26 protein-coding genes and 1 tRNA gene are annotated in these 25,708 nt (G+C 64.8%); 20 read left to right on the forward strand and 7 right to left on the reverse strand.

Features of this window, described 5'->3' with window-relative positions:
* Positions 1 to 44: 44 nt before the first annotated feature.
* The 5 genes from ugpA to QTI24_RS17430 all read left to right on the forward strand — a co-directional run bounded on the left by ugpA (position 45) and on the right by QTI24_RS17430 (position 6,105).
* The gene (gene ugpA / locus QTI24_RS17410; protein WP_286602099.1) at positions 45 to 926 is read left to right on the forward strand and encodes a sn-glycerol-3-phosphate ABC transporter permease UgpA; all 882 of its coding nucleotides are present in this window, start codon (positions 45 to 47) and stop codon (positions 924 to 926) included.
* A 1-nt stretch (position 927) separates the two neighbouring features.
* Complete coding sequence (gene ugpE / locus QTI24_RS17415) at positions 928 to 1,779, forward strand: sn-glycerol-3-phosphate ABC transporter permease UgpE (protein WP_286602100.1); 852 nt, start codon at positions 928 to 930, stop codon at positions 1,777 to 1,779.
* A 38-nt stretch (positions 1,780 to 1,817) separates the two neighbouring features.
* Positions 1,818 to 2,825: a sn-glycerol-3-phosphate ABC transporter ATP-binding protein UgpC gene (gene ugpC, locus QTI24_RS17420; protein WP_286602101.1), complete on the forward strand. Its 1,008-nt coding sequence runs from the start codon at positions 1,818 to 1,820 to the stop codon at positions 2,823 to 2,825.
* A gap of 8 nt (positions 2,826 to 2,833) precedes the next feature.
* Positions 2,834 to 3,580, forward strand: coding sequence for a glycerophosphodiester phosphodiesterase (ugpQ, locus tag QTI24_RS17425; protein WP_286602331.1), 747 nt, complete (start codon positions 2,834 to 2,836; stop codon positions 3,578 to 3,580).
* Positions 3,581 to 3,642: 62 nt separating this feature from the next.
* Entirely contained in the window at positions 3,643 to 6,105 is a 2,463-nt protein-coding gene (locus tag QTI24_RS17430) for a DUF3772 domain-containing protein (protein ID WP_286602103.1), read from the forward strand.
* Here the strand turns inward: QTI24_RS17430 and QTI24_RS17435 are convergent.
* Positions 6,102 to 6,380: a hypothetical protein gene (locus QTI24_RS17435; RefSeq protein ID WP_286602333.1), complete on the reverse strand. Its 279-nt coding sequence runs from the start codon at positions 6,378 to 6,380 to the stop codon at positions 6,102 to 6,104. The genes QTI24_RS17430 and QTI24_RS17435 overlap by 4 nt on opposite strands.
* A gap of 104 nt (positions 6,381 to 6,484) precedes the next feature.
* Between QTI24_RS17435 and hemA the strand changes: the two genes are divergently transcribed.
* The 7 genes from hemA (at position 6,485) to paeA (ending at position 13,141) form a co-directional block, all read left to right on the forward strand.
* On the forward strand, positions 6,485 to 7,780 hold the full coding sequence (gene hemA, locus QTI24_RS17440; RefSeq protein WP_286602104.1) for a glutamyl-tRNA reductase: 1,296 nt from the start codon (positions 6,485 to 6,487) through the stop codon (positions 7,778 to 7,780).
* An 86-nt stretch (positions 7,781 to 7,866) separates the two neighbouring features.
* Positions 7,867 to 8,955, forward strand: a complete 1,089-nt coding sequence (gene prfA, locus QTI24_RS17445; protein ID WP_286602105.1) for a peptide chain release factor 1 — start codon at positions 7,867 to 7,869, stop codon at positions 8,953 to 8,955.
* 38 nt (positions 8,956 to 8,993) lie between these two features.
* A complete protein-coding gene (prmC, locus tag QTI24_RS17450; protein WP_286602334.1) occupies positions 8,994 to 9,806 on the forward strand; it encodes a peptide chain release factor N(5)-glutamine methyltransferase in 813 nt (270 codons plus the stop codon).
* 30 nt (positions 9,807 to 9,836) lie between these two features.
* Positions 9,837 to 10,163 (forward strand): Grx4 family monothiol glutaredoxin, encoded by a 327-nt coding sequence (gene grxD, locus QTI24_RS17455; protein ID WP_286602107.1) that lies wholly within the window; start codon positions 9,837 to 9,839, stop codon positions 10,161 to 10,163.
* Positions 10,164 to 10,185: 22 nt separating this feature from the next.
* Positions 10,186 to 10,683 carry a cupin domain-containing protein gene (locus QTI24_RS17460; protein ID WP_286602109.1) on the forward strand — a complete coding sequence of 166 codons (498 nt, stop codon included), beginning with the start codon at positions 10,186 to 10,188 and terminating at the stop codon, positions 10,681 to 10,683.
* Between the two features lie 109 nt (positions 10,684 to 10,792).
* Entirely contained in the window at positions 10,793 to 11,788 is a 996-nt protein-coding gene (locus tag QTI24_RS17465) for an AAA family ATPase (protein WP_286602110.1), read from the forward strand.
* Between the two features lie 48 nt (positions 11,789 to 11,836).
* Entirely contained in the window at positions 11,837 to 13,141 is a 1,305-nt protein-coding gene (gene paeA, locus QTI24_RS17470) for a polyamine export protein PaeA (protein ID WP_286602111.1), read from the forward strand.
* Between the two features lie 3 nt (positions 13,142 to 13,144).
* Here the strand turns inward: paeA and QTI24_RS17475 are convergent, their stop codons facing one another.
* Together QTI24_RS17475 and QTI24_RS17480 are read right to left on the reverse strand one after the other, a co-directional pair.
* Positions 13,145 to 13,807 (reverse strand): lytic transglycosylase domain-containing protein, encoded by a 663-nt coding sequence (locus QTI24_RS17475; RefSeq protein ID WP_286602112.1) that lies wholly within the window; start codon positions 13,805 to 13,807, stop codon positions 13,145 to 13,147.
* Entirely contained in the window at positions 13,804 to 15,552 is a 1,749-nt protein-coding gene (locus QTI24_RS17480) for a proline--tRNA ligase (RefSeq protein ID WP_286602114.1), read from the reverse strand. The genes QTI24_RS17475 and QTI24_RS17480 overlap by 4 nt, the downstream gene beginning before the upstream one ends.
* A 128-nt stretch (positions 15,553 to 15,680) precedes the next feature.
* Here QTI24_RS17480 and QTI24_RS17485 point away from each other — a divergent pair, with 128 nt between their 5' ends.
* Entirely contained in the window at positions 15,681 to 16,331 is a 651-nt protein-coding gene (locus tag QTI24_RS17485; protein WP_286602116.1) for an RNA pyrophosphohydrolase, read from the forward strand.
* Between the two features lie 145 nt (positions 16,332 to 16,476).
* The gene (locus tag QTI24_RS17490; RefSeq protein WP_503011274.1) at positions 16,477 to 16,872 is read left to right on the forward strand and encodes a CNP1-like family protein; all 396 of its coding nucleotides are present in this window, start codon (positions 16,477 to 16,479) and stop codon (positions 16,870 to 16,872) included.
* 5 nt (positions 16,873 to 16,877) lie between these two features.
* Here QTI24_RS17490 and proB read toward each other — a convergent pair whose 3' ends face one another.
* The 4 genes from proB to rplU form a co-directional block, all read right to left on the reverse strand.
* Entirely contained in the window at positions 16,878 to 18,023 is a 1,146-nt protein-coding gene (proB, locus tag QTI24_RS17495) for a glutamate 5-kinase (RefSeq protein ID WP_286602119.1), read from the reverse strand.
* Positions 18,024 to 18,096: 73 nt separating this feature from the next.
* Positions 18,097 to 19,152: an Obg family GTPase CgtA gene (gene cgtA / locus QTI24_RS17500; RefSeq protein ID WP_286602121.1), complete on the reverse strand. Its 1,056-nt coding sequence runs from the start codon at positions 19,150 to 19,152 to the stop codon at positions 18,097 to 18,099.
* Between the two features lie 68 nt (positions 19,153 to 19,220).
* Positions 19,221 to 19,478 (reverse strand): 50S ribosomal protein L27, encoded by a 258-nt coding sequence (gene rpmA / locus QTI24_RS17505; RefSeq protein WP_093105745.1) that lies wholly within the window; start codon positions 19,476 to 19,478, stop codon positions 19,221 to 19,223.
* A 12-nt stretch (positions 19,479 to 19,490) separates the two neighbouring features.
* On the reverse strand, positions 19,491 to 19,802 hold the full coding sequence (gene rplU / locus QTI24_RS17510) for a 50S ribosomal protein L21 (RefSeq protein WP_077001508.1): 312 nt from the start codon (positions 19,800 to 19,802) through the stop codon (positions 19,491 to 19,493).
* Between the two features lie 184 nt (positions 19,803 to 19,986).
* Here rplU and QTI24_RS17515 point away from each other — a divergent pair, with 184 nt between their 5' ends.
* The 6 genes from QTI24_RS17515 (at position 19,987) to coaE (ending at position 25,646) form a co-directional block, all read left to right on the forward strand.
* Entirely contained in the window at positions 19,987 to 20,979 is a 993-nt protein-coding gene (locus QTI24_RS17515) for a polyprenyl synthetase family protein (protein WP_286602123.1), read from the forward strand.
* A 35-nt stretch (positions 20,980 to 21,014) separates the two neighbouring features.
* A tRNA-Pro gene (locus QTI24_RS17520) sits at positions 21,015 to 21,091 on the forward strand.
* Between the two features lie 119 nt (positions 21,092 to 21,210).
* On the forward strand, positions 21,211 to 22,944 hold the full coding sequence (pilB, locus tag QTI24_RS17525) for a type IV-A pilus assembly ATPase PilB (protein ID WP_286602125.1): 1,734 nt from the start codon (positions 21,211 to 21,213) through the stop codon (positions 22,942 to 22,944).
* 20 nt (positions 22,945 to 22,964) lie between these two features.
* The gene (locus tag QTI24_RS17530) at positions 22,965 to 24,188 is read left to right on the forward strand and encodes a type II secretion system F family protein (RefSeq protein ID WP_286602126.1); all 1,224 of its coding nucleotides are present in this window, start codon (positions 22,965 to 22,967) and stop codon (positions 24,186 to 24,188) included.
* Positions 24,188 to 25,030: a prepilin peptidase gene (locus QTI24_RS17535; RefSeq protein ID WP_286602129.1), complete on the forward strand. Its 843-nt coding sequence runs from the start codon at positions 24,188 to 24,190 to the stop codon at positions 25,028 to 25,030. Before QTI24_RS17530 ends, QTI24_RS17535 begins: the two co-directional genes overlap by 1 nt.
* Positions 25,031 to 25,043: 13 nt before the next feature.
* Complete coding sequence (gene coaE / locus QTI24_RS17540) at positions 25,044 to 25,646, forward strand: dephospho-CoA kinase (protein ID WP_286602131.1); 603 nt, start codon at positions 25,044 to 25,046, stop codon at positions 25,644 to 25,646.
* Positions 25,647 to 25,708: the final 62 nt, after the last annotated feature.

Raw genomic sequence — 25,708 nt, forward strand, 5'->3', positions numbered from 1 at the left:
GCCTGCCCCGCAGCCGGGGCGGAACTTTTATCAGGTATCTCTTCATGGAAAAACGCGTCGTCTTTCGCTCGGGCTGGTTGCCCTGGGCGCTGCTCACGCCGCAGCTCATCGTCATCATCGTGTTCTTTTTCTGGCCCGCGAGCCAGGCACTGATGCAGTCGATGCAGATGCAGGATGCCTTCGGCACCTCGACCGAGTGGGTCGGTCTGCAGAACTTCAAGGAACTGTTCAACGACCCGGCCTACATCGAGTCCTTCGAGACGACAGCCCTCTTCTCGATCCTGGTCGCCAGCATCGGGCTTGCCCTCTCGCTGCTGCTGGCCGTGTTCGCGGACCGCATCGTGCGCGGCGCGATGGTCTATCAGACGCTGCTCATCCTGCCCTACGCAGTGGCGCCGGCGGTGGCCGCGGTGCTGTGGGTCTTCATGTTCTCGCCCTCGCTGGGCGTGGTGGCCTTCGCCCTCGGCAAGATCGGCATCGACTGGAACCACCTGCTCAATTCGACCCATGCCATGACGCTGATCGTGTTGGCTGCGGTCTGGAAGCAGATCTCGTACAACTTCCTGTTCTTCCTCGCCGGCTTGCAGTCGATTCCGAAATCGCTGATCGAGGCCGCGGCGATCGACGGGGCGCGGCCGTGGCGGCGCTTCTGGACGGTGCAGTTCCCCCTGCTTTCGCCCACCACCTTCTTCCTGCTGGTGATCAACGTGGTCTACGCCTTCTTCGACACCTTCGCGATCGTCGACACCGCGACTCAGGGCGGACCGGGCACGGCCACTCGCATCCTAGTCTACAAGGTCTACCACGACGGCTTCAAGGCGATGGATCTCGGCGGCTCGGCCGCGCAATCGGTGGTGCTGATGGCGATCGTGGTCGTGCTGACCGTGATTCAGTTCCGCTACGTCGAGAAGAAAGTGAACTACTGAAATGGTTGAACGCAGCCCCTCCCTCGGCATCCTGGCGCACGCCGTGATGATCTTCGGCGTGCTGATCGTCGCCTTCCCGCTCTACCTGGCGTTCGTGGCATCGAGCCACACGGCGCAGGAGATCGTGCAGGCGCCGATGCCGCTCCTTCCCGGCGGGCACCTCTGGGAAACGTACAAGTCCGCGTTGTTCGGCCGCACCGTGGGCGCCGGGTCCCTCGCGCCAGTGGCCCGGATGATGTGGGTTAGCCTGGTGACGGCACTCGTCATCACCTTCGGCAAGATCGCCATCTCGCTGCTCTCTGCGTTTGCCGTGGTGTACTTCCGCTTCCCGTTCAAGAGCCTGTGCTTCTGGGCGATCTTCATCACGCTGATGCTGCCGGTCGAAGTGCGGATCGGGCCGACCTACCAGGTCGTGTCCGACCTCGGAATGCTCAACAGCTATGCTGGCCTGACCGTCCCGCTCATCGCATCGGCCACGGCGACCTTCCTGTTCCGCCAGTTCTTCCTGACGGTGCCCGACGAACTCATCGAAGCGGCCCGCATGGATGGCGCCGGTCCGATGCGCTTCTTCTGGGACGTGCTGGTGCCGCTGTCGAAGACCTCGATCGCCGCGCTCTTCGTGATCCAGTTCATCTACGGCTGGAACCAGTATCTCTGGCCGCTGCTCGCGACCACCAGCGAGGACATGTATCCGGTGGTGATCGGCATCAAACGCATGATCGCCGGGGGTGACGGGCAGAACGAATGGAACATCGTGATGGCCACGGCTCTGCTCGCCATGCTGCCACCCGCCATCGTCGTGATCCTCATGCAAAAGTGGTTCGTCAAGGGTCTGGTGGACACAGAGAAATGACCCCGGCAAGCGGCATCACTAATTAGACAAGCAACAACATGGCAGCTCTTTCGCTTCGCAACGTCATCAAACGCTACGGCCATGGGCCGAAGGCGAACCAGGTCATCCACGGCGTCAGCGCCGAGATCGCCGACCGCGAGTTCATCGTCATCGTCGGCCCCTCGGGCTGCGGCAAGTCCACGCTGCTGCGCATGGTCGCGGGCCTGGAGGAAATCAGCGCCGGCGAGATCCGCATCGGCGATCGGGTGGTGAACAACCTCGAACCGGCCGAGCGCGACATCGCGATGGTGTTCCAGAACTACGCGCTCTACCCGCACATGACGGTGTTCGACAACATGGCCTACGGCCTGAAGATCGCCAAGGTGCCGGTGCCGGAGATCAAGACGCGCGTCGACAAGGCGGCCAAGATCCTGGAACTGGGTCACCTGCTGGCGCGCAGGCCGCGCGAGCTCTCCGGCGGACAGCGCCAGCGCGTCGCCATGGGACGCGCCATCGTGCGGCAGCCGCGGGTGTTCCTGTTCGACGAGCCGCTGTCGAACCTCGACGCCAAGCTGCGCGCGCAGACCCGCCTGGAGATCCAGAAGCTGCACCGCGAACTCGGCATCACCTCGCTCTTCGTGACGCACGACCAGGTCGAGGCCATGACGCTGGCCCAGCGCATCATCGTGATGAACGCCGGCGTGATGGACCAGTTCGGCACGCCCGAGGAGGTGTATTCGCGCCCCGCGACCACCTTCGTCGCCAGCTTCATCGGATCGCCTCCGATGAATCTGTTGAAGCACGCACCCGGCGTGCGGCCGGGCACGATCCTCGGCATTCGCCCTGAACACCTGTCGCTCGATGGGAGCGGCTGGTCAGTGCAGGTGGAGCATGTGGAACTGCTCGGCGCGGAAAGGCTGATCTACGGCCGAATCGGTGAGGAGCAGTTGATCATGCGTGCGGACGAAGGCCTGACGCCGCCGGTCGCCGGCGACACCGTCAAGATCGCCGCGCGCCAGGACAAGCTGCACTGGTTCGACGCCGGCTCCGGCAAGCGAACAACGTGAACGAGACGATGCCGGTCGCCGATTGGCCCTACCCGCGCTGGATCGCGCACCGCGGCGCCGGCAAGCTTGCGCCCGAGAACACGCTGGCTGCGTTCCGGCTCGGTGCCGAGTGCGGCTATCGCATGTTCGAATGCGATGCCAAGCTCAGTGCCGATGGCGTGCCTTTTCTCCTGCACGACGCCACGCTCGATCGCACGAGCAGCGGCCATGGCGTTGCGGGCAATCTGCCTTGGGCGGTGCTTTCCCAACTTGACGCGGGCGCCTGGCACTCACGGCGCTATGCCGGCGAGCCGCTGGCGACGCTCGAAGGGCTCATCCGCTTCTGCATCGCCAATAGCCATGCGCTCAACATCGAGATCAAGCCTACGCCGGGGCTCGAACGGCTGACCGGCGAAACCGTGGCGCGGCAGGCCGCTGCGCTGTGGTCCGACGCGGCCCTGCCGCCACCATTCCTGACTTCGTTCGCGCCCGACGCCCTGCGAGGCGCTCAGGCCACGCAGCCCGAACTGCCGCGCGGCCTGCTGCTGGACACGCTGTGGGAGGGCTGGCTCGATACGGCGACGCAGCTCGGCTGCGGGGCGATCGTCTGCAACTACGCGCTGTGGGATGCCGCCACCGTGGCCCAGGTGCACGCGGCCGGCCTGCGCGCACTGAGCTACACGGTGAACGACGACTGGGCGGCCCGGCATCTGATCGCGCTCGGCACGGACGGCATCATTACGGACCGCGTCGACAGGTTCAGCCCGGCAAGCTGAATGCCGAGCCTGGCAGCGCCGAGCATTGCGCCGGTGGAACGCTCGCCTTTTATGATGAAGCCATGAGTTGGCTCCAACGTCTCGCGGCATTGCTGCTCGCCGCCGTACTTTGCGGCCCCGCATTCGCCCAGGATGCATCGACCGAAGTCGCCCCCACCGTCGCCGCGTTGCGGGCTCAGCTCGACGACATGCCGAAGACCGTCGAAACCGGGGGCGACATCGTCCCCCTGATCACGAAGCTCCGTGGCATCGGCACGGCCACCGACAAATTCATCGCGACGCGCACGGGAGAACTCAACGACCTCAACGCGCGCCTCGGCGAACTGGGCAATCCGCCGGCGGCCGGCGCGGCGGCCGAAAACCCCGACATTACCCGGCGGCGCGCCACGCTGACCAAGGAACGCAACGCGCTCGACGCCGACATCCGGCTGGCACGTCTCGTCACGGTGGATGCCCAGCAACGGGCCAGCGATCTGCTCGCCAAGCGACGCGCGCTGTTCGAAGCCCAGTTGACTGAACGCGCGCCGTCGCCCCTGGGCAGGGAGTTCTGGCGCGACATCGCCGATGTGTGGCCCTCCGACGTGGCCCGGCTGGGCGCTCTCGGCGCCGAACTGCGCGACGGTTTCGACGTGGCGCGGGAGCCAGCCCATGTCACGGCGGTGCTGCTCAGCAGCGTTGTGGCCCTGCTTGTCGCGCTGCTGGGCAACTGGATCGCCGAGCGCGGCTTGGCGCAGCTCGCCGCACGCTTCCTGCCCGGGGGCCGCTTGAGGCGTTCGCTGCTGGTGATCGCGATCGTCACGGCCAACGTCCTGCTGGTCGGCCTGGCAGCGCAGGGGGTCTACGCAACCTTCGATTTCCACGGCATCTGGGGACCGCAAAGCCGCAAGCTGGGCCAGGCCGTGGTGCAGTCGAGCATCTTCATCGCCTTCGTGGTCGGCCTCGGGCGCGCGCTGTTGTCCAACAGCCGGCCGTCGTGGCGCCTGCCGCCGATCCCCGACGCCATGGCCAAGCGTCTCGCGCCGTTCCCTTGGCTGATGGCCGTGGTTGCGACGCTGGTGTGGGCTCCGACGCAGGTGAACGCGGTGGTGGAAGCCAGCTTCGCCGCTGTCGTCGGCTCGCATGTGGTGACGGCCCTGGCGCTCACCGCCATGATCGGAGCGATGCTGCTTCGACTGCGCGAGCCGGCGTATGCCGCGGCGGCCGCCGAAGGAGAGACACCGGCTGCATCGGACGCCCAGGCACCGGCAGCGGCGTCTCCCGCGCAGCCCGAGGTCCCCGAACGCCCGCTGTGGGTGGGCATCCTGCTGGCGATGGTCGCCCTGGCGCTGGTCGTGATCTGGATCCTGGTGGCGATCGGCTATGTGGCGATGGCGAGCTTCCTGGCGAGCCAGCTCAATTGGACCTGCATCGTCGCGGCGGCGTTCTATGTCCTGTTCAAGTTCGCCGACGACCTATTCATGGCCGTGGTGTCGTCGCGCAGCAATTTCGGGCATCGATTGCAGGCGAGCTTCGGGCTGGAGCCACGCACGCTGGACCAGGCAGCGGTCGCGCTCTCGGGGCTGAGCCGCGTGGCGCTGTTCTTCTATATGTTGATTGCGCTGGCGACCCCCCTGGGCACGGGCCCGGGCGAGGTCTTCCTGCGCAGCAGCAAGTTCGTCGGCGGTGTCAAGGTCGGAGAAATCCAGCTCGTTCCCGGCGCGATCTTCAGCGCGGTGGCCGTGCTCGTGGGCGGATTTGTCGCGCTGCGCGTGGTCAAGCGCTGGCTGGAGGGGCGCTACCTGCCGAACACCGCGCTCGAACCCGGCATGCAGAGTTCGATCACGACGCTGCTCGGCTATGTCGGCGGGATCGTGGTGGTCGCTTTCGCGCTCTCAGCGCTCGGCATCGGCATCGAGCGCATCGCGTGGGTGGCGAGCGCACTGTCGGTCGGTATCGGCTTCGGCTTGCAGGCCATCGTGCAGAACTTCATCTCGGGGCTGATCCTGCTGGCGGAGCAGCCGGTCAAGGTCGGCGACTGGGTGGTCCTGGGCAATGCCGAGGGGGACGTGCGGCGCATCAACGTGCGCGCGACGGAAATCCAACTGGGCGATCGCTCGACGATGATCGTGCCGAATTCGGAGTTCATCACCAAGACCGTGCGCAACATGACCCTCGCCAACTCCGAGGGCCGCGTGCTCATCCGCCTGCCGATGCCGTTGACCACCAATGCCAGTCGCGCGCGCGAAGTGATGCTGGCGGCGTTTGCCAATCACCCTGGCGTGCTGTCCACGCCGGCACCGACGGTCACGCTGGAAGGCATCGAGGTCGGATTTCTGATCTTCCAGGCGATCGCCTACGTGCCAAGCCCGCGCCTGGCCGGCGGGGTGCGCAGCGACGTTCTCTTCGCGATCCTCGATGGTTTGCAGGCGGCCGGCTTGCCGCTGGCGGCCTATCCGGGCGTCCCGCCCACGCCCGGGACAGCGGGCGCGCCACCCCTGCCGGCCCCTGCGGCCGCCGCCCCCGTGGGGCCGCTGATCGCGCCCTAGCGGCGCCAGCCTCCGGCGACCAGCCACTGGCTGGTGCCGCATGCGACCACCAGTGCCGCGTAGGTGGTCATCTTTCCGTCGCGGCCGAAAATGATCAGCCCGGCCGCGAGCACCGCGACGCCTACTACGAAATTGATAGCACCTTGCGCCCACCAGGCGGGGGCTTTGGCCGCCCGCCGCATCGAAAACCGACCCAGGATGGCGCACAGGAAGCCGACCGAGAACGCCGGGGCAACGAAATTGAGCAGGTGATTGAGGAAGTCCAGCGGAGTCATCGGATACGCCGCGCAACGGGCAACCGGGGTGATCGCCGCCATGACTACGGCCATTTTTCGGACGGCGCGCCGTCTGCGGGCTGCTGATTTTATAATCAGCGGCTATGTCAGTCTGGGCCCTCGGCTTGAACCACACGACCGCGCCGCTCGACCTGCGCGGTCGTTTTGCGTTCGCCATCGACCAGATCGCCCCGACGCTGCACAGCCTGCGGCACTCTTTCGGCTCCCAACGCCACCCCAGCGTCGAGGCGGCAATCATCTCGACCTGCAACCGCACCGAGATCTACTGCGCCGCCGACCACCAGGCGCTCGACCACACGGTCGACTGGCTGGCCCGGAGCGGCGGCGTCGCGCCGGCCCTGCTTCGATCGCACGCCTACACGCTGCATGACGACCAGGCAGCGCGGCATGCCTTTCGCGTGGCCAGCGGACTCGATTCGATGGTGCTGGGCGAGGCGCAGATCCTGGGCCAGATGAAGGACGCCATCCGCGTCGCTGAAACCGCCGGCGCCCTCGGCAGCACGCTGAACCAGTTGTTCCAGCGCTCCTTCGCGGTCGCCAAGGAAGTGCGCACCGCCACCGAGATCGGCGCGCACTCCATCAGCATGGCGGCCGCGGCGGTTCGGCTGGCCGGACAGCTTTTCGAAGATCTGCAACGCACGCGCGTGCTCTTCGTCGGCGCCGGCGAGATGATCGACCTGGCGGTCACGCACTTCGCCGCCAAGCAGCCCAAATCCATCGTCATCGCCAACCGCACGATCGAACGCGGCGAAAAGCTCGCGTCCCGCTTTGGTGGCGAAGCCATGCGGCTCGCGGACCTGCCATCGCGTCTTGCCGAATTCGACATCGTCGTAAGCTGTACCGCGAGCACGTTGCCGCTCATCGGCCTCGGCGCCGTGGAACGCGCGCTCAAGCTGCGCAAGCACCGCCCGATGTTCATGGTGGATCTCGCCGTGCCGCGCGACATCGAGCCCGAAGTCAAGGCGCTGGAAGACGTCTACCTCTACACGGTCGACGATCTTGCACAGGTCGTCCAGCAAGGCCATGCCAACCGGCAGGCCGCCGTAGCGCAGGCCGAAGTCATCATCGATGCCGGCGTACAGAGCTTCATGCACTGGCTGGACCAGCGCGGCACCGTGCCGCTGATCCGGCAGCTCAACGCACAGACCGACGAATGGCGCGCCACCGAACTGGCCCGTGCGCGCAAGCTGCTCGCCAAGGGCGAAAGCGTCGACGCCGTGTTGGAAGCGCTCTCGCGCGGGCTCACGCAGAAGATGCTGCACGGCGCCATGGCCGAGCTGCATGCTGGCGACGCCGCAGCGCGCGAGCACACGGCGCAGGCCATCTCGCGCCTCTTCTTGCGCAACGATCTTCGCGGCGATCCGCGCAAAGAGCCTTAGCGACGCTCGTCGCCCCGGTGGCGCTTGCCGCCCCAGCCGTTGCCGCAGTCCGAGCGGCCCGTCCCTTTCGCAATTCCCCTGCTGCCGTGAAACCATTCCTGCGTCACCAACTCGAGCGCTACGCGCAACGCCTCGGCGAACTGGACTTCCTGCTTTCGCGGGAGGACATCATGTCCGACATGGCGCAGTACCGCACCATCTCCCGCGAGCATGCGGAGGTCACGCAGATTGCCGGCCGCTACCACCGTTATGTCCAGCGCGAAGCCGACCTGGCCAGCGCGCGCGAGATGCTCGACGAGCCCGACATGGCCGAAATGGCCCGGGAGGAGATCGCGAGCGCCGAGGCTGAACTCGTCCAGCTCGAAGACGAACTCCAGCGCTTGCTGTTGCCCAAGGACCCGGACGACGCGCGCAATGCCTTCCTCGAAATCCGCGCTGGCACGGGCGGGGACGAGTCGGCCCTCTTCGCCGGCGACCTGCTGCGGATGTACACGCGCTATTCGGAGCGTGCAGGCTGGCGCTGCGAGATCGTCAGCGAAAGCGAGAGCGAACTCGGCGGCTACAAGGAGGTGGTGGTGCGCATCGTGGGCGACGACGTGTTCGGCAAGCTGCGCTTCGAATCCGGCGGCCACCGCGTGCAGCGCGTGCCGGCGACCGAGACGCAGGGCCGCATCCACACCAGCGCCTGCACGGTCGCAGTGCTGGCCGAGCCCGACGAGACGCAGGCGGTGCAGATCAATCCGGCCGACCTGCGCATCGACACCTATCGCGCCAGCGGCGCGGGTGGGCAGCACATCAACAAGACCGATTCGGCAGTGCGCATCACGCACATTCCGACCGGCATCGTCGCCGAATGCCAGGACGACCGCAGCCAGCACCGCAACAAGGCGAAGGCGCTGCAGGTGCTGTCCGCACGCATCCAGGAAAAGGACCGCAGCGAACGCGCAGCCAAGGATGCTGCACTGCGCAAGGGCCTGATCGGCAGCGGCGATCGCAGCGACCGCATCCGCACCTACAACTTCCCGCAAGGCCGGCTCACGGACCACCGCATCAACCTCACGCTCTACAAGTTGCTTGCCATCATGGAAGGCGACTTGGGTGATGTGCTGGCGGCCCTGCAGCACGCCCGCGAAGCGGAGCAGTTGGCGGAACTCGAAGCCAGCCTGCCGGCGTGACGACTTCGGACAAGCCATCGCCCTCCACCGCAGTCCAGATGCTGGCCGCGGCGGCGGCCCTGGGCGTCGGGCGGCTCGACGCCCAACTCCTTTTGTTGCATGCGCTGGGTCGCCATGGCAGCGAGCGCGCCTGGCTGCTGGCGCACGACACGGATGCGCTGGCGGACCCGGTGTGGCCCGCATTCGCGCACCTTTGCGCGCGACGGGTCGCGGGCGAGCCGGTGGCCTACCTGGTCGGCGAAAAGGAGTTCCACGGGCTCGACTTGCAGGTGGACCCGCGCGTGCTGGTGCCCCGGCCCGACACCGAGACGCTGGTCGACTGGGCGCTGCAACGCCTGGATGGCCGGGCGGCGCCGTCTGTGCTGGACCTCGGCACGGGCAGCGGCGCGATCGCACTGGCCATCCAGCACGCACGCCCGGACGCGAAGGTCACGGCCGTCGATGCCAGCGCCGATGCCCTGGCCGTCGCGAGCGCCAACGCCGCCAGGCTCGGGCTGCCGGTGCGCTTCATGGAGTCAAACTGGCTGGCGGGCGCCGACGCAGGTCACGACCTGATCGTCTCGAATCCGCCCTATATCGCTTCCGGCGACTCCCACTTGCCAGCCCTGCGCCACGAACCGATCGACGCGCTCGTTTCCGGTGTCGATGGGCTCGACGACATCCGCTGCATCGTCCAGGCGGCGCCGGACCACCTGGCGGACGGCGGCTGGCTGATGCTCGAACACGGCTACGACCAGGCCGAGGCGGTGCGCCGGCTGCTCGCGCAGCGTGGCTTTGCCGAGGTCCAAAGCCGCGACGACCTCGCCGGCATCGCACGATGTTCCGGCGGGATCTGGCGCACGGTGAAATAATCCGCCCAGCCCAATTTCCAGGAGACTCCCATGTCCGAAGCCCAGCAACGCATTGACGACCTCGTCAAGACCAACGACCTCGTGCTCTTCATGAAGGGCAACGCCAGTTTCCCGATGTGCGGCTTTTCCGGCCGCGCGATCCAGATCCTCAAGGCCGTGGGTGTCGACACGCGAACGCTCAAGACCGTCAATGTGCTGGAAGACGACGCCATCCGCCAGGGCATCAAGGAATACAGCAACTGGCCGACCATCCCCCAGCTCTACGTGAAGGGTGAGTTTGTCGGCGGTTCGGACATCCTGATGGAGATGTACGAATCCGGCGAGCTGCAGCAGATGCTCAATAGCAGTCCAGCCTGACCCTTCGCGCGCCCGGCAGGCCATGAGCCACGATCACGGCGATCACGAACACGCGCACGAAGGCGCCTGGAAGCACGATGGCGTGCGGGTGATCCCCGGCAACCAGCTCGACACCAACACTGCGCAGACGCCGGGCATGAACCGGGCCGCGGCGATCAATTTCGCGCGCGTCGGCGCCCAGAAGCTCTGGGCGGGCACGGTGACGATCCATGCCAATGCCAAGACCGGCGCCCATCATCACGGCCACCTCGAATCCGTGATCTACGTGGTGCGGGGACGTGCCCGCATGCGCTGGGGCGAACGGCTGGAGTTCACGGCCGAAGCCGGACCGGGCGACTTCATCTACGTGCCGCCTTATGTGCCGCACCAGGAAATCAACGCCAGCGAGACCGAAGCGCTCGAATGCGTGCTCTGCCGCAGCGACGGGCAGGCGGTGGCGGTCAACCTCGACATCGAGCCCGTCGAGAAACCCGATACGGTGCTGTGGGTCGATCCGACCCACCCGCAGGGCGGCGTGTGACTGCGCCGCGACAGAATCCCAAAACCCTGAAAAGCGAGGAAACGTAGACATCCGTCGAACGCGGGCACGGCTTATGCTGTCCAAAGAGTGTTCGAAACCGGAGGTGTCCATGGATTCCCGCAGTCTCGTCCCCGCCTCGCCGGCGTTCCAGTTGCCGGTGGCCCATCTGCGCAGCGTGTTCCAGACGCACGACGTCGAACGCAAGCTCGCCAAGCTCCCCGATCGCGACCACGAACACCTGCGGACCACCTACGAGCGCATGCTCGAACGCGGCCCCGATCGCTTCCAGGTCAAGCCGAGCGGCGTCCCCGAAATGGCCGCGCTGTACGCTCAGTTGCCCAACTTCACGGAAGTGCTCGACGACGTGCGCCGCCACGTCGCGCTCGCGCAGGACAGCCGCGACGGCCTCGAAGTGACGCCCATGCTGCTGCTCGGCCCGCCCGGTATCGGCAAGACCCATTTCGCGAAGAAGCTCGCCGAGTTGCTCGGCACCGGCATGTCGCTGGTGCCGATGAATTCGATGACCGCCGGCTGGCTGCTTTCGGGTGCATCCTCGCAATGGAAGGGCGCCAAGCCCGGCAAGGTTTTCGAGGCGCTGGTCGACGGCCAGTACGCCAACCCGGTGATGGTGATCGACGAGATCGACAAGGCCGGCGCCGACAGCCAGTACGACCCGCTCGGTGCCCTGTACAACCTGCTCGAGCACGATACGGCACACGCCTTCGTCGATGAATTCGCCGAAGTGCCCATCGATGCCAGTCAGGTGATCTGGATCACCACGGCGAACGACGAGCGCAGCATTCCCGAGCCCATCCTGAACCGCATGAACGTGTTCGAGATCGAAGCGCCCTCACCCGAGGCCGCGCGCCAGATCGCGCGACAGCTCTACATCTCGATCCGCAACGACCACGACTGGGGCCGACTGCTGACCGAGGAGCCCTCCGGCGACGTGCTCGACCATCTGGCCACGCTCGCTCCACGCGAGATGCGCCGCGCGCTGATGACCGGCTTCGGCAACGCCCGACTGGCCGGCCGCGACGAGGTTCGCGTCGACGATCTCCCGCGCGCCAACGTGGCCCGCAACCGCATCGGGTTCGTCCAATAGAAGGCGCTCGGCGGGCATGGCACCATGTCGGTCTTCATCGACCGACCCATGACCCTGACCCAAAGCCTGCTGGTCATCGTTGCGCTAATTGCAACGAGCGCCTTTTTCTCCCTCGCCGAAATCTCGTTGGCCGCGTCCCGTCGCCTGCGCCTGCGCCAGATGGCGGACGAGGGCGACGTGCGTGCCGAGCGCGTGATGCGCATCCAGGAGCAGCCCGGGCACTATTTCACCGTCGTCCAGATCGGCCTCAACGCGGTCGCGATCCTCGGCGGCGTGGTCGGCGAAGGCTCGCTCAGTCCCTACTACGCGCGCCTGTTCGAAATGTGGCTCAGCGTGGAAGCGTCACAGAACGCCGCCTTCCTCGCATCGTTCGTCACGATCATCGCGGTCTTCCTGGTGTTCGCGGACCTGTTTCCCAAGCGGCTCGGCATGAGCAACCCCGAGCGACTCGCGGTTCGCATGGTCGGACCGATGCAGGTCCTGATCACCACCTTCAAGCCGCTCGTCTGGTTCTTCACGGTCAGCACCGACTTGCTCTTCAAGCTGCTCGGCATGCCGAGCCAGCGTGACGACAAGATCACGTCGGCCGACATCCTCGCCATGACCGAAGCCGGCGCGCGCGCCGGGGTCCTCGCACTGAGGGAACAGCAGGTGATCGCCAACGTGTTCGAACTCGACACGCGCCTGGTCAGCAGCGTGATGACCTCGCGCGACCGCATCGCGTGGTTCCTGCGGGACGACCCCGAATCGGTGCTGCGTGCGCGCATCGTCGCCGAGCCCTTTTCGGCCTATCCGGTGTGCGAGGGCGACATCGACCACGTGCTGGGCTATGTCGACGCCAAGGACATGTTCCAGCGCGTGCTGAGCGGGCAGCCGCTGTCTTTCTCCCACGGCCTGCCGCTGCTCAAGGCGCTGGTCATCCCGGACCGGCTGTCCCTGACCGAAGTGCTCGAGCAGTTCCAGCAGGCTCATGAAGACTTCGCGATCATCGTCAACGAGTACAGCCTGGTGGTGGGCGTGATCACCCTCAACGACGTGATGAGCACGGTCATGGGCGACCTGGTCGGCGTGCAGGACGAAGAGCAGCAGATCGTCAAGCGCGACGAGAACTCCTGGCTGATCGACGGCGTGACGCCCATCCAGGACGTGCAGCGCGCACTCGACATCGACGTGCTGCCCCATGACGACGAATACGAAACACTCGCCGGCTTCCTGATGGTCATGCTGCGCCGCGTGCCCAAGCGAACGGACAGCGTGACGTGGGCCGGCTACACCTTCGAGGTGATGGACGTGGACAGCTACCGCATCGACCAAGTGATGGTCACCCGCGCCGGCGCCGCGGGCAAGAGCTGAGGCTCAATCCTCCAGGCGGCGATCCTTGAAGACCCACAGCCGCTGGTTCGCAAAGACGGCGTCGGGGTAAGGTGCCCTGCCGCGGCTGCCGTTGTAGCGGCCGAGCGTCATGAACAAGTCGCCCCCCTCGCGATCGAGGTAGTGCCGCAGGATCACGCAGCCGAATCGCAGATTGGTCTGCATATGGAACAGCTTGGACGGATCGCTGTCGCCGATGACGCGCGTCCAGAAAGGCATCACCTGCATGTAGCCGCGCGCGCCGGCGCTCGATACGGCGAACTTCCGGAAGTTGCTCTCCACCTGCACCAGGCCGAGCACCAGGCTGACATCGAGCCCGGAACGACGCGCCTCGTACCAGACGGTCTGCAGGAATTCCTTGCGTGTCGGCCAGTCCGGCAGCTTCTTCTTGAGGCGCTCACTCATCTCGCCGAGCCAGCGCAGGTAAACGAGACGCGCCTCGGTGCTGCCGAACTCCGGCACGGGCGGCGCCTTGTTGTGGATGGCCGAACTGAGTGCGGTGCGGACCGAGTCGATCAGCGGTTCCTCGATCTGCGCGCCGGCCATGGCGCTGCGGGGCAGTACCAGGGATATCGCCCCGGCAACGGCGCTGCCCAGACATAGTCGTCGGGAGAGGCTGGACGCTTGCGCCCGCGCCGCAAAGCTCATGCCGCTGCCAGCTTGCCAGTGATGAATTCTGCGATGCCGGCCACAGGCACCTTCGTCGCAGCGGTATCGCGACGGTGCTGGTATTCGAACTGGCCTTCCTTGAGGCCACGGTCGGAGATCACGACGCGGTGCGGTACGCCGATCAGTTCCCAGTCGGCGAACATCGCGCCCGGACGCTCGCCGCGGTCGTCGAGCAACACGTCGACGCCGGCCGTGAGCAATTGCTCGTAGAGCGCTTCAGCAGCGACCTTGACCTCGGGACTGCGGTCCATTCCGATGGGGCAGACCACCACGGTGAAAGGCGCAATCGCGTCGGGCCAGATGATCCCTCGCTCGTCGTTGTTCTGCTCGATGGCCGCAGCCGGCAGACGCGTGATGCCGATGCCGTAGCAACCCATTTCGAGGAACTGCGGCTTGCCCGCTTCATCGAGGAAGGTCGCATTCATCGGCTTGCTGTATTTGGTTCCGAGCACGAACACGTGGCCGACCTCGATGCCGCGTTCGATCGCCAGCACGCCCTTGCCGTCGGGCGAAGCATCGCCTGCCACCACGTTGCGGATGTCGGCCACCGCGTCGGGTTCGGGCAGGTCACGGCCCCAGTTGACGCCGGTGGTGTGGAAGTCCACCTCGTTGGCGCCGCAGATCCAGTCGGCCATGACGGCGACGTCGCGGTCGGCGACGATCTTCACGGGCTGCTTCAGATTGAGCGGGCCCAGGTAGCCGGGCTCGCTGCCGAAGTGATCCTTGATCTCGGTGACGGTCGCGAAGCGGAAACCGTTGTCCAGCCCCGGCACCTTGCTCACCTTGATCTCGTTCATGTCGTGGTCGCCGCGAACGAGCAACAGCCAGACCTGGGCGCCCTTGATGTTGCCAGCCGCATCCACGATGTCGGTGGCCAGAACCAGGGACTTGACGGTGGTCGACAAAGGCACGCCCAACAGGATTGCGACGTCTTCGCAGGTGCTCTTGCCCGGCGTCGGTGTCTTCGTGATCGGCTGGGTGGCGACACCCCGTGGACCGGCCGGGGCGAGCGCTTCGGCCTTTTCCATGTTGGCAGCGTAATCGCTGTCGGGGCAATAGACGATTGCGTCTTCGCCCGTCGCGGCAATGACCTGGAACTCCTGGCTGACGTCGCCGCCGATGGCGCCGCTGTCCGCGGCCACCGCGCGGTAGCGGAGGCCGAAGCGGTCGAAGATCCGGCGGTAGGCATCCGCCATCACCTGGTAGCTGGCCTTCGCGGCATCGAGGTCGCGGTCGAAGCTGTAAGCGTCCTTCATGATGAACTCGCGCCCGCGCATCAGGCCGAAGCGCGGACGACGCTCGTCGCGGAACTTGGTCTGGATCTGATAGAAATTCTTCGGCAGCTGCTTGTAGCTGCGTATCTCCTGGCGCGCGATGTCGGTCACGACCTCTTCGCTGGTCGGCTGGATGACGAAGGAGCGCTCGTGCCGGTCCTTGATGCGCAGCAACTCGGCGCCATAGCCCTGGAAGCGGCCGCTTTCTTCCCAGAATTCGGCTGGCTGCACCACGGGCATAGTGAGTTCGACCGCACCGGCCCGGTTCATCTCTTCACGGACGATGGCCTCGACCTTACGAATGACCCGCAGGCCCATCGGCATGTACGTGTAGATGCCGGTGCCGAGCTTCTTGATCATGCCGGCGCGCATCATGAGCCGATGGCTCGCGACTTCGGCATCGGCCGGCGCTTCCTTGAGGGTGGAGATAAAGAATCGGGAAGCTTTCATCGGTCGCGGCGCAGAGGGCTACAGGTGGAGATGCTGGGAGTCAGGCCTCGAGAGGACCTGGAACAGGTCGCTTGCCGTGTGCAACCCGGCATGCATAATCGACTCAGTTCAAAAATTGGGGTTTGATTATGCTCGACCGGGACGGCTTCAGGCCCAACGTCGGCATCATCCTGCTCAACCAGAGAAACCAGGTTTTCTGGGGTAAACGCATTCGCACCCATTCCTGGCAGTTTCCGCAAGGCGGCATCGATCGCGGCGAAAGTCCCGAGCAGGCCATGTTCCGGGAACTGCACGAGGAAGTAGGTCTCCACCCGGAGCATGTGCGCATCGTGGCCCGTACCCGTGACTGGTTGCGCTACGAGGTGCCGGATCGGTTCATTCGCCGTGACGCGCGCGGCCACTACAAGGGCCAGAAGCAGATCTGGTATTTGCTGCAACTCATCGGTCACGATTGGGATCTGAACCTGCGTGCCACCGACCATCCGGAGTTCGACGCCTGGCGTTGGCACGACTACTGGGTGCCACTCGACGTCGTGGTCGAATTCAAGCGCGGCGTCTATGAGATGGCGCTGACCGAACTCGCTCGCTACCTGCCTCGGCAGGATTTCCGCAACCGCTTCCTGCGCAGCAATGTGCGCGCTCGCGAATTCGAGCGTCATCCGCCCGCTGCAGGCCATGAATCCCTCTTCGAACTGCCCCCAGGGGCCAGTTTCGACCCGAATCCCAATGCCTCTCTTCCAGCGTCCGACCCCAGCGACCCTCTTCACGTGCAGCGCTAAGCATGTTCTCGCCATCACTTTCGCATGCTTGGTCGCCGCATGCGGATCGGGTCCAAAGGACACCGACAACCCGGACTGGGCGCAATCCGGCATGCCGCCGCCCCCAAAAGTCACGTCGCAGCCCGACGAATGGAAAGAAAGCGACGTGCCACCGCCCCCCGCCTTCGACGAAAAGAAGCTGCTCCCCATCGAGATGCCGCCGCATCTGAGCCTGCAATACGGCATCGACCCGGCCACCATCACGGTGACCCGCGACGGCGTGGTTCGGTATGTGGTCGTGGCCAGCAACAAGGCCGGGGGCGCCACCAATGCCTTCTACGAAGGTGTGCGCTGCTCCAGCGAAGAAGTGAAGCAGTACGCCCGCTTCAACCAGGGTGCCTGGCACAACGCGTCGAACCCGGAATGGAAGCGCATCAACGTCCGCAATTCGCGCTATGCCAAGGAACTGGCCGAGCAGGCGTTGTGCCGTGGCCATGCCCCTCGTGCGTCCGTCGGCGAGATGGTCCGGCAGATCAAGGATCCGGTCCGCGAGGTCCAGTAAGAGCGTCAGCGCCCGTCCGGCATCAGCACCATGTTGTCGCGGTGGACCATTTCCGGTTCCGCGACATAGCCCAGCAGACGCTCGAACTCTGACGAAGGCTTGCGGCAAAGCATCCGCGCTTCGGCGCTCGAGTAGTTGGCCAGCCCGCGGCCGAGTTCGGCGCCCTGCTGGTCGCGGATGGCGATCACGTCGCCCCGCGAGAATTCGCCCTCGACCCCCGTCATGCCGATCGGCAGCAGGCTCTTGCCCTCGCCGCGCACCTTGGCAGCGGCACCGGCATCCACCAGAACGGCCCCCCGCAACTGCAGGTGATCGGCCATCCAGCGCTTGCGGGCCTGGTGCTTGGCGGTCTGTGCCACCAACAGCGTACCGATGGGCTCGCCACGCGTCAGACGCAAGAGCGCATCCGGCTCGCGGCCCCAGGCGATGACGGTCGACGCGCCGGAACCTGCAGCGCGCTTGGCAGCGAGGATCTTCGTGATCATGCCGCCGCGGCCGATGCTGCTGCCGGCGCCGCCAGCCATCGCCTCCAGCGCGAGATCGCCGGCGGCAGCCTCGTGCACAAAATGGGCATCGGGATCCTTGCGCGGGTCGGCGCTGAAGAGTCCCTTCTGGTCCGTCAGGATCACGAGCGCATCGGCTTCCACCAGGTTGGCGACCAGCGCGCCCAGGGTGTCGTTATCACCGAACTTGATCTCGTCGTTGACGACCGTGTCGTTCTCGTTGATGACCGGCACGACGCCCAGCGCGAGCAAGGTGACGAGAGTCGAGCGCGCATTCAGATAGCGCTCGCGATCCGCAAGATCGGCGTGCGTCAGCAGCACCTGGGCACTGCCGATGCCGTTCTCGCGCAGCTTGGTCTCGTAGATCTGCGCCAGTCCCATCTGGCCGACAGCGGCGGCGGCCTGCAACTCGTGGATCTCGTGAGGACGCACACGCCAGCCCAATCGCTTCATACCTTCCGCAATGGCGCCACTCGACACCATCACCACTTCCCGCCCCTCGCGTACCAGCGTGGCAAGTTGCCGGCACCATTCGCCGATGGCGTTCTCGTCCAGGCCGCGGCCCTCATTGGTGACGAGGCTGGAGCCGACCTTGACGACGATTCGCCGTGCATCGCGAAGGGCGGTGGAGCCAGTGCTAGAGGTCATTGGAAGCTGTTGCGGTCGTGGAATGCTTGCCGGAATCACAGTCTCTGGATCGCCATCGAACGGAACCCGGTACTCAGGAAAAACGGGGATCGATCTCCGTCGGCGGCTGCTCGGCCACCTGCAGCGCCTTGACGTGCTGGTAGATCGCCTGCACGAGCGGTTCGCAGCCCTCGCGCGTCAGCGCCGAGATCTCGAATACGGGGCCCTTGAACCGCAGCCGCTTGACGAAGTCCTTGACGCACGCGGCACGCTCGTCGGTCGGCACCATGTCGAGCTTGTTCAGGACCAGCCAGCGCGGCTTCTCATACAACGTCGCGTCGTACTTCTTGAGTTCGCCAACGATGGCCTTGGCCTGCGCGACCGGATCGACGCTTTCGTCGAACGGTGCCATGTCGATCACGTGCAGCAGCAGGCGGGTACGTTGCAGGTGGCGCAGGAACAGGTGGCCGAGGCCAGCGCCTTCGGAGGCGCCTTCAATCAGACCTGGAAGATCGGCCACGACGAAGCTCTGCTCCGGACCGACGCGCACCACCCCGAGATTCGGGTGCAGCGTGGTGAAGGGGTAATCGGCGATGCGCGGACGCGCATTGGAAATGGCGCTGATGAGCGTCGACTTGCCGGCATTCGGCATGCCTAGCAACCCTACGTCGGCCAGCACCTTCAGTTCGAGCTTGAGGTTCTTCTTCTCGCCAGGCCAACCAGGGGTCTTCTGGCGCGGTGCGCGATTGATGGCGCTCTTGAAGCGCATGTTGCCGAAGCCGCCATCACCGCCCTTGGCAATCGTGATCACCTCGCCCGGCGTCAACAGTTCGTACAGCACCTCGCCCGTTTCGGCGTCGGAGATGATCGTGCCGACAGGCATCTTCAAGGTGACGTCGTCGCCGGCGGCGCCGAACATGTCTGACCCCATGCCATGTTGCCCGCGCTTGGCGTCGTGCCGGCGCGAGAAGCGAAAATCGACCAGCGTGTTCAGGTTCGGGTCTGCCACGGCAAAGACGTGGCCGCCGCGGCCGCCATCGCCGCCGTTCGGCCCCCCGAACTCCTTGTACTTCTCATGGCGGAACGACACACAGCCGTTGCCACCGTCGCCAGCGGCAACGTCAATGAAGGCTTCGTCCACGAACTTCATGAGATGTCCAGTTTACAAATGAAGAAGCCCCGGCAAAGCGGGGCTTCGAAAAGATCGAAGTGACTGGCTCAGGCCGGGGTCACGTTGACCGTGTGCTTGTTCAGTGCACCCTTGGTACCGAACGACACGTGGCCGTCGACCAGGGCAAACAGCGTATGGTCCTTGCCCACGCCGACGTTGACGCCGGGGTGAAACTGGGTGCCGCGCTGGCGCACGATGATCGAGCCCGCGCTGATCAGTTCACCACCAAACGCCTTCACGCCGAGCATCTTGGGCTTCGAATCGCGCCCGTTTCGCGTAGAGCCGCCGCCTTTTTTCTGTGCCATGGAATCAGCTCCTTAGCCGGCGATCGCGCCGATTTGCAGTTCGGTGAACTGCTGGCGATGGCCTTGACGTTTCTGATAGTGCTTGCGACGGCGCATCTTGAAGATGCGAACCTTGTCGTGCTTGCCGTGCGACAGTACCGTGACTGTCACCGTTGCGCCGGACACCAGGGGCGTACCTACCTTGATTGCGCTGCCGTCGCCGACTGCGAGCACTTGGTCGATCACGATCTCCTGGCCTACGTCCGCAGCAATCTGTTCTACTTTAATTTTCTCGCCGGAAGCAACGCGATACTGCTTGCCGCCGGTTTTTATGACCGCGTACATGTTGACCTCTTGAATAAGATGGGTTCTACGGCGAATTCCGCAGAGCCCTAGATTCTAGCACGAGGGGCGTTTCTCGAGCCAAGGGGCGGAAGCGCAGCCGAATCGGCCGGGTTCGCCTCCCTATAATCTGGGACTTCCAGCCCTGCGATCGTCGCATCTCACGCAGCGCGCAAGCGCCCTTGCTTTGCCAGTTCCCGCCGCCGACACCTCCCCCGCCGCTGCCGTACTCGACCTGATCGCCGACGATATGGCGGGGGTCGACCGCGTCATCAGCCGCCGCCTCGACACCGGCGTGCCGCTGGTACGCCAAGTCTCCAAGTACATCATCTCCGCCGGCGGCAAGCGGTTGCGGCCCGCATTGCTTCTTCTCATGGCAGGCGCCCTGGGCTATCGCGAGGAGCAGCGCTTCAACCTGGCGGCGGTCGTCGAATTCATCCATACGGCGACCCTGCTGCACGATGACGTCGTCGACGAATCCACGCTTCGCCGCGGCCGCCCGACTGCCAACGAGTCGTTTGGAAACCCCGCCAGCGTCCTCGTCGGCGACTTTCTCTATTCCCGCGCCTTCCAAATGATGCTGGACGCCAACGACGTTCGGGTCATGGAGATCCTTGCGGACGCCACCAACGTCATCGCCGAGGGCGAAGTGCTGCAGCTGATGAACATGCACGATGCTTCTCTCGATGAGGAAGCCTACCTTCGGGTGATTCGCTCCAAGACTGCCAAGCTGTTCGAAGCAAGCACGCGCCTTGCGGCCGTGTTGGCCGGCGCAACGCCCGAGGTCGAGGAAGCCTGCGCGACCTATGGGCAGGCGCTGGGCACCGCCTTCCAGGTCATCGACGACGTGCTCGACTACGCCGGCAACGCGAACGAGACCGGCAAGAACGTCGGCGACGACCTCCGCGAAGGCAAGACCACGCTCCCGCTGATTCTCGCCATGCAACGAGGAACGCCTGATCAGCGCGCGCTGATCAGTGCGGCCATCGAGGCAGGCGACACGACGCAACTGCCCCAAATCGTGGCCATCGTGCGCGAAACCGGAGCACTGGAAGCTACGCGCGCAGCGGCTGCAGCAGAAGCTCAGCGCGCAATGGATGCACTTCGTGGTTTTCCTGCAAATCCGCACTCCGGCGGTTTGCTACAATTAGCGGCTCAGTTGCTTGAGCGACGCGCCTAAGTCACCACGACGGACGACTCTCTTTTTGCAACCATCGGGGTGTAGCTTAGCCTGGTAGAGCGCTACGTTCGGGACGTAGAGGCCGGAGGTTCGAATCCTCTCACCCCGACCAGCCTTTTTGGGCTGTAATTGCCAAATGCTGCGCGATCAAACGGGCACGCAGCGGTTTACAGTCCTTGGGCGATCAGCGATGATCGTGAAGCAATTTTTCACGTCTCTTACATTCGTTGAATGGCCGCCGCCGAACCCCTCGTCAAAGAAACCACGTCGATCGCTCTTCCGGGACTGGCGCGTGCACTGGTTTCGGCCGGAAAGCTTGCCGCGAAGGCCGCGGAAGATATTTACCAGAAGTCCCTCAGCGGGCGCACCAGCTTCATCGCGGAGTTGACCGGTACTGGCGCGGTGTCTGCGGCCGACCTGGCCCACACACTGTCCAGTGCGTTTGGCGCGCCCCTGCTCGACCTCGACGCCATCGATCCGCAGCGCCTTCCCAAGGACCTTCTCGACGCCAAGCTGTGCCAAGCCTATCGAGTGGTCGTCCTGAGCAAACGCAACAATCGTCTCATTGTTGCAACAGCCGACCCCTCGGATCAGCAGGCCGCGGAAAAAATCAAGTTCGCGTCCCAGATGGGCGTGGACTGGGTCATCGCGGAGTACGACAAGCTCTCCCGCATGATCGAAGCGGCGGCGGTCACCGCTTCCGAAACCATCGACAGCATCATCGGCACAGAGTTCGAGTTCGATGATGTCTCTGCTGATACCAGCAGCGAGACCAGCGACCCGGCCGTTGCCGAGGTCGAGGACGCCCCCGTTGTCCGCTTCCTGCACAAGATGCTCCTCGACGCGTTCAGCATGCGTGCGTCGGACATTCACTTCGAACCCTACGAGCACAATTACCGCGTGCGCTTCCGCATCGACGGCGAGTTGCGCGAGATCGCGAGTCCGCCAACGGTCATCAAGGACAAGCTGGCGTCGCGCATCAAGGTCATATCTCGGCTGGACATCTCCGAAAAACGCGTTCCGCAAGACGGCCGGATGAAACTCAAGATCGGTCCGGAACGCGTGATCGATTTTCGGGTAAGCACCTTGCCCACGCTGTTCGGCGAGAAGATCGTGATCCGTATCCTTGATCCGAGCAGCGCACGCCTGGGCATCGATGCGCTTGGCTACGACGCGGACGAAAAGGAGCGCCTGCTTCAGGCCATCGGGCGCCCGTACGGCATGGTGCTGGTCACCGGGCCGACCGGGTCCGGCAAGACCGTTTCGCTCTACACCTGCCTGAACTTGCTGAACAAACCCGGGGTGAATATCGCCACGGCGGAAGATCCGTCTGAAATCAACCTGCCGGGGGTCAACCAGGTCAATGTCAACGATCGGGCGGGCCTGACCTTCGCGACTGCGCTGCGCGCCTTCCTGCGGCAGGACCCGGACATCATCATGGTCGGCGAAATTCGCGACCTCGAAACCGCCGACATCTCGATCAAGGCCGCGCAAACGGGCCACCTGGTCCTCTCGACGCTGCACACCAACGATGCGCCGACAACGCTCACGCGGATGCGCAACATGGGCATCGCGCCCTTCAACATCGCATCCAGCGTCATCCTGATCACCGCGCAGCGGCTTGCACGGCGCCTGTGCACCGTTTGCCGCGCTCCTGCCGATGTGCCGAAGCAGGCGTTGCTCGATGCCGGCTTCAAGCCGCATGACCTGGACAACTCCTGGAAGCCCTACCATCCGGTCGGTTGCTCCGCGTGCAATGGCGGATACAAGGGTCGTGTCGGCATTTATCAGGTGATGCCGATCAGCGAGGAGATCCAGAAGATCATCCTTCGCGACGGAAGCGCGCTCGACATCGCGCGGCAGTCCGAAGCCGAAGGCGTGCGCTCGCTGCGTCAGTCGGGCCTGAAGAAAGTCATGCAGGGACTGACCTCACTTGAAGAAGTGCTTGCAGTCACCAACGAATAGCATCGAGAAGCGGAGATTTAATGGCAACGGCAGCAGCATCCAACCGAACGTTCAAGGAATATGTCTTTGAGTGGGAGGGCAAGGACCGCAACGGTAAGACGGTGCGAGGCGAAGTACGAGCCGCTGGCGAAAACCAGGTCCAGGCGGCGCTGCGACGCCAGGGCGTGCTCACGACGAAGATCAAGAAGCGGCGCATGCGCTCCGGCAAGGCGATCAAGCCGAAGGACATCGCGATCTTCACTCGACAGCTGGCCACGATGATGAAGGCTGGCGTCCCCCTGCTGCAGGCTTTTGACATCGTGGGTCGCGGCAATGCGAACCCCAGCGTCGCGAAGCTGCTCAACGACATTCGCAGCGATGTGGAAACGGGCACGTCGCTGTCGTCCGCCTTTCGCAAGTTCCCAAAGTACTTCGACAGCCTCTACTGCAATCTGGTCGAAGCCGGCGAAGCCGCGGGTATTCTGGAAGACTTGCTCGACCGCCTGGCCACCTACATGGAAAAGACGGAGGCGATCAAGTCGAAGATCAAGTCGGCGCTGATGTATCCGACGTCGGTGATCGTCGTGGCGTTCGTGGTGGTGGCGATCATCATGATTTTCGTCATCCCGGCGTTCAAGCAGGTGTTCACCTCCTTCGGCGCGGACCTGCCCGCTCCGACACTGTTCGTCATGGCGGTCAGCGAGTTCTTCGTTTCCTATTGGTGGTTGATTTTCGGCGTCATCGGCGGGGGTCTCTATTTCTTCATCCAGGCCTGGAAGCGCAACGAGCGCGTTCAAAAGGTCATGGACCGCCTCCTCTTGCGCCTGCCGATTTTTGGTGCCCTGATCGACAAGTCGTGCGTCGCGCGCTGGACCCGGACGCTGGCGACCATGTTCGCCGCCGGCGTGCCGCTGGTCGAAGCACTCGATTCCGTGGGCGGCGCGTCCGGCAATTCCGTGTATGCGGAAGCCACTACCAAGATTCAGCAGGAGGTTTCGACCGGGACCAGCCTCACGACGGCGATGACCAATGCCAACCTGTTCCCGTCGATGGTGCTGCAGATGACCGCCATCGGGGAGGAGTCAGGCTCGATCGACCACATGCTGGGCAAGGCGGCCGACTTCTACGAATCCGAAGTCGACGACATGGTTGCCGGCCTTTCCAGCCTGATGGAACCCATCATCATCGTGTTCCTGGGCGTGATCATCGGCGGGATCGTGGTCTCGATGTACCTGCCCATCTTCAAGCTCGGCCAGGTCGTCTGATGCTGGTTTCGCAGGGGGTGGACGCCGCGCTGGCCGGCGTACTGGGGCTCTTGATCGGCAGTTTTCTCAATGTCGTGATCTATCGGCTCCCCAAGATGCTCGAAGCACAATGGGCGGCAGAATGCGCGGGCGTCGAGGGCGGTGACACCACGCCTGCCGAGCGATTCAACCTGATGGTGCCGCATTCGCGCTGCCAGCAATGCGGGCATGCCATTCGCTGGTATGAGAACGTCCCCGTACTGAGTTATCTCATCCTCCGCGGAAAGTGCTCGGCATGCAGGACGCCGATCAGCATGCGCTATCCCGTGGTCGAACTGGTGACCGGCGCGCTCTTCGCTTGGTGCGTTTGGCACATGCCTGGGCAAATCGGCAGTCTCGCATGGTGCGGCTTTGCGGCGGCCCTGCTTGCGTTGGCGCTCATCGACTGGGACACCACCCTGCTGCCGGACGACATCACGCTCCCTTTGCTGTGGGCAGGCCTGCTGGCCTCCCTGGCGGGTTTCACCGGCGTGCCACTCGCAAGCGCCGTCTGGGGCGCTGTTGCGGGCTACCTCTCGCTCTGGGCCGTCTACTGGCTCTTTAAGCTGACCACGGGCAAGGAGGGCATGGGCTATGGCGATTTCAAGCTCTTTGCCGCCTTCGGCGCGTGGTTCGGATGGCAGGCGTTGGTGCCGATCATTCTGATGGCATCGATCATCGGGGTGGTCGTCGGCCTTGCGCTCAAGTTCAGCAGCGGGTTGCGCGAAGGCGGCTACGTGCCCTTCGGGCCGTTCCTGGCTGGTGCCGGCTTCACGGCCATGATATTCGGCCCGGACGCCATCCTCCGCGTGGCCGGCCTCTGAGCGCTTGAGAGCCATGCGCATCGGCTTGACCGGCGGTATCGGAAGCGGCAAGAGCACGGTCGCGACCATGCTGGTCTCGCTCGGTGCGAAGCTGGTCGACACGGACGCGATTGCACGATCCGTTGCCGAGCCGCAGGGGGCCGCAATGCCGGCGCTCGAAGCGGAATTCGGTCGATCCATCCTCGCCGAAGATGGCGGCTTGGACCGAGCGCGCATGCGAGACCTTGTGTTCGCCGATGCTCAAGCCAAAAAGCGCCTCGAGGCCGTCCTGCATCCGCTGATCGGCGCGGAATGCGAGCGGCAGGCGGCAACTGCTGCGGCCAGACAACCCATCGTGTTCGACGTGCCGCTTCTGGTCGAATCGAGACGCTGGCGTGCCATCGTCGATCGGGTGCTGGTAGTTGACGCCACCGAAGAGACCCAGTTGCGTCGCGTCGTGACTCGTTCCGGCTGGGCGTCCGAAGCAGTTCGCGCAGTCATCACGCAACAAGCGGACCGAGTCCAACGCCGGGCGGCAGCCGATGCAGTGATATTCAACGAGGACCTCTCGATGCAGGAACTCGCGTCGGAAGTACGGAATCTGTGGGAACGGTGGACGGGCATCGTCGCGCGATAATCGGCCGGCACAACGGCCTATGCGCCACACAACAAGAACGCGGAGCGCGAGACGGCTCCGCG

Origin of the sequence: Variovorax sp. J22P240 (genome assembly GCF_030316855.1) — a bacterium.
Lineage (GTDB): Bacteria > Pseudomonadota > Gammaproteobacteria > Burkholderiales > Burkholderiaceae_C > Variovorax.

Excerpts from the sequence above, each read along its gene's own strand:
- QTI24_RS17480 (WP_286602114.1), bottom strand. The coding sequence starts at position 15,552 with ATGAAAGCTTCCCGATTCTTTATCTCCACCCTCAAGGAAGCGCCGGCC.
- ugpE (WP_286602100.1), top strand. The coding sequence starts at position 928 with ATGGTTGAACGCAGCCCCTCCCTCGGCATCCTGGCGCACGCCGTGATG.
- ugpA (WP_286602099.1), top strand. The coding sequence starts at position 45 with ATGGAAAAACGCGTCGTCTTTCGCTCGGGCTGGTTGCCCTGGGCGCTG.
- cgtA (WP_286602121.1), bottom strand. The coding sequence starts at position 19,152 with ATGAAGTTCGTGGACGAAGCCTTCATTGACGTTGCCGCTGGCGACGGT.
- QTI24_RS17475 (WP_286602112.1), bottom strand. The coding sequence starts at position 13,807 with ATGAGCTTTGCGGCGCGGGCGCAAGCGTCCAGCCTCTCCCGACGACTA.
- prmC (WP_286602334.1), top strand. The coding sequence starts at position 8,994 with ATGCTGGCCGCGGCGGCGGCCCTGGGCGTCGGGCGGCTCGACGCCCAA.
- QTI24_RS17460 (WP_286602109.1), top strand. The coding sequence starts at position 10,186 with ATGAGCCACGATCACGGCGATCACGAACACGCGCACGAAGGCGCCTGG.
- rplU (WP_077001508.1), bottom strand. The coding sequence starts at position 19,802 with ATGTACGCGGTCATAAAAACCGGCGGCAAGCAGTATCGCGTTGCTTCC.
- QTI24_RS17465 (WP_286602110.1), top strand. The coding sequence starts at position 10,793 with ATGGATTCCCGCAGTCTCGTCCCCGCCTCGCCGGCGTTCCAGTTGCCG.
- proB (WP_286602119.1), bottom strand. The coding sequence starts at position 18,023 with ATGACCTCTAGCACTGGCTCCACCGCCCTTCGCGATGCACGGCGAATC.
- grxD (WP_286602107.1), top strand. The coding sequence starts at position 9,837 with ATGTCCGAAGCCCAGCAACGCATTGACGACCTCGTCAAGACCAACGAC.
- ugpQ (WP_286602331.1), top strand. The coding sequence starts at position 2,834 with ATGCCGGTCGCCGATTGGCCCTACCCGCGCTGGATCGCGCACCGCGGC.
- paeA (WP_286602111.1), top strand. The coding sequence starts at position 11,837 with ATGACCCTGACCCAAAGCCTGCTGGTCATCGTTGCGCTAATTGCAACG.
- QTI24_RS17530 (WP_286602126.1), top strand. The coding sequence starts at position 22,965 with ATGGCAACGGCAGCAGCATCCAACCGAACGTTCAAGGAATATGTCTTT.
- QTI24_RS17435 (WP_286602333.1), bottom strand. The coding sequence starts at position 6,380 with ATGACTCCGCTGGACTTCCTCAATCACCTGCTCAATTTCGTTGCCCCG.
- QTI24_RS17485 (WP_286602116.1), top strand. The coding sequence starts at position 15,681 with ATGCTCGACCGGGACGGCTTCAGGCCCAACGTCGGCATCATCCTGCTC.
- rpmA (WP_093105745.1), bottom strand. The coding sequence starts at position 19,478 with ATGGCACAGAAAAAAGGCGGCGGCTCTACGCGAAACGGGCGCGATTCG.
- coaE (WP_286602131.1), top strand. The coding sequence starts at position 25,044 with ATGCGCATCGGCTTGACCGGCGGTATCGGAAGCGGCAAGAGCACGGTC.
- QTI24_RS17430 (WP_286602103.1), top strand. The coding sequence starts at position 3,643 with ATGAGTTGGCTCCAACGTCTCGCGGCATTGCTGCTCGCCGCCGTACTT.
- ugpC (WP_286602101.1), top strand. The coding sequence starts at position 1,818 with ATGGCAGCTCTTTCGCTTCGCAACGTCATCAAACGCTACGGCCATGGG.
- pilB (WP_286602125.1), top strand. The coding sequence starts at position 21,211 with ATGGCCGCCGCCGAACCCCTCGTCAAAGAAACCACGTCGATCGCTCTT.
- QTI24_RS17535 (WP_286602129.1), top strand. The coding sequence starts at position 24,188 with ATGCTGGTTTCGCAGGGGGTGGACGCCGCGCTGGCCGGCGTACTGGGG.
- hemA (WP_286602104.1), top strand. The coding sequence starts at position 6,485 with ATGTCAGTCTGGGCCCTCGGCTTGAACCACACGACCGCGCCGCTCGAC.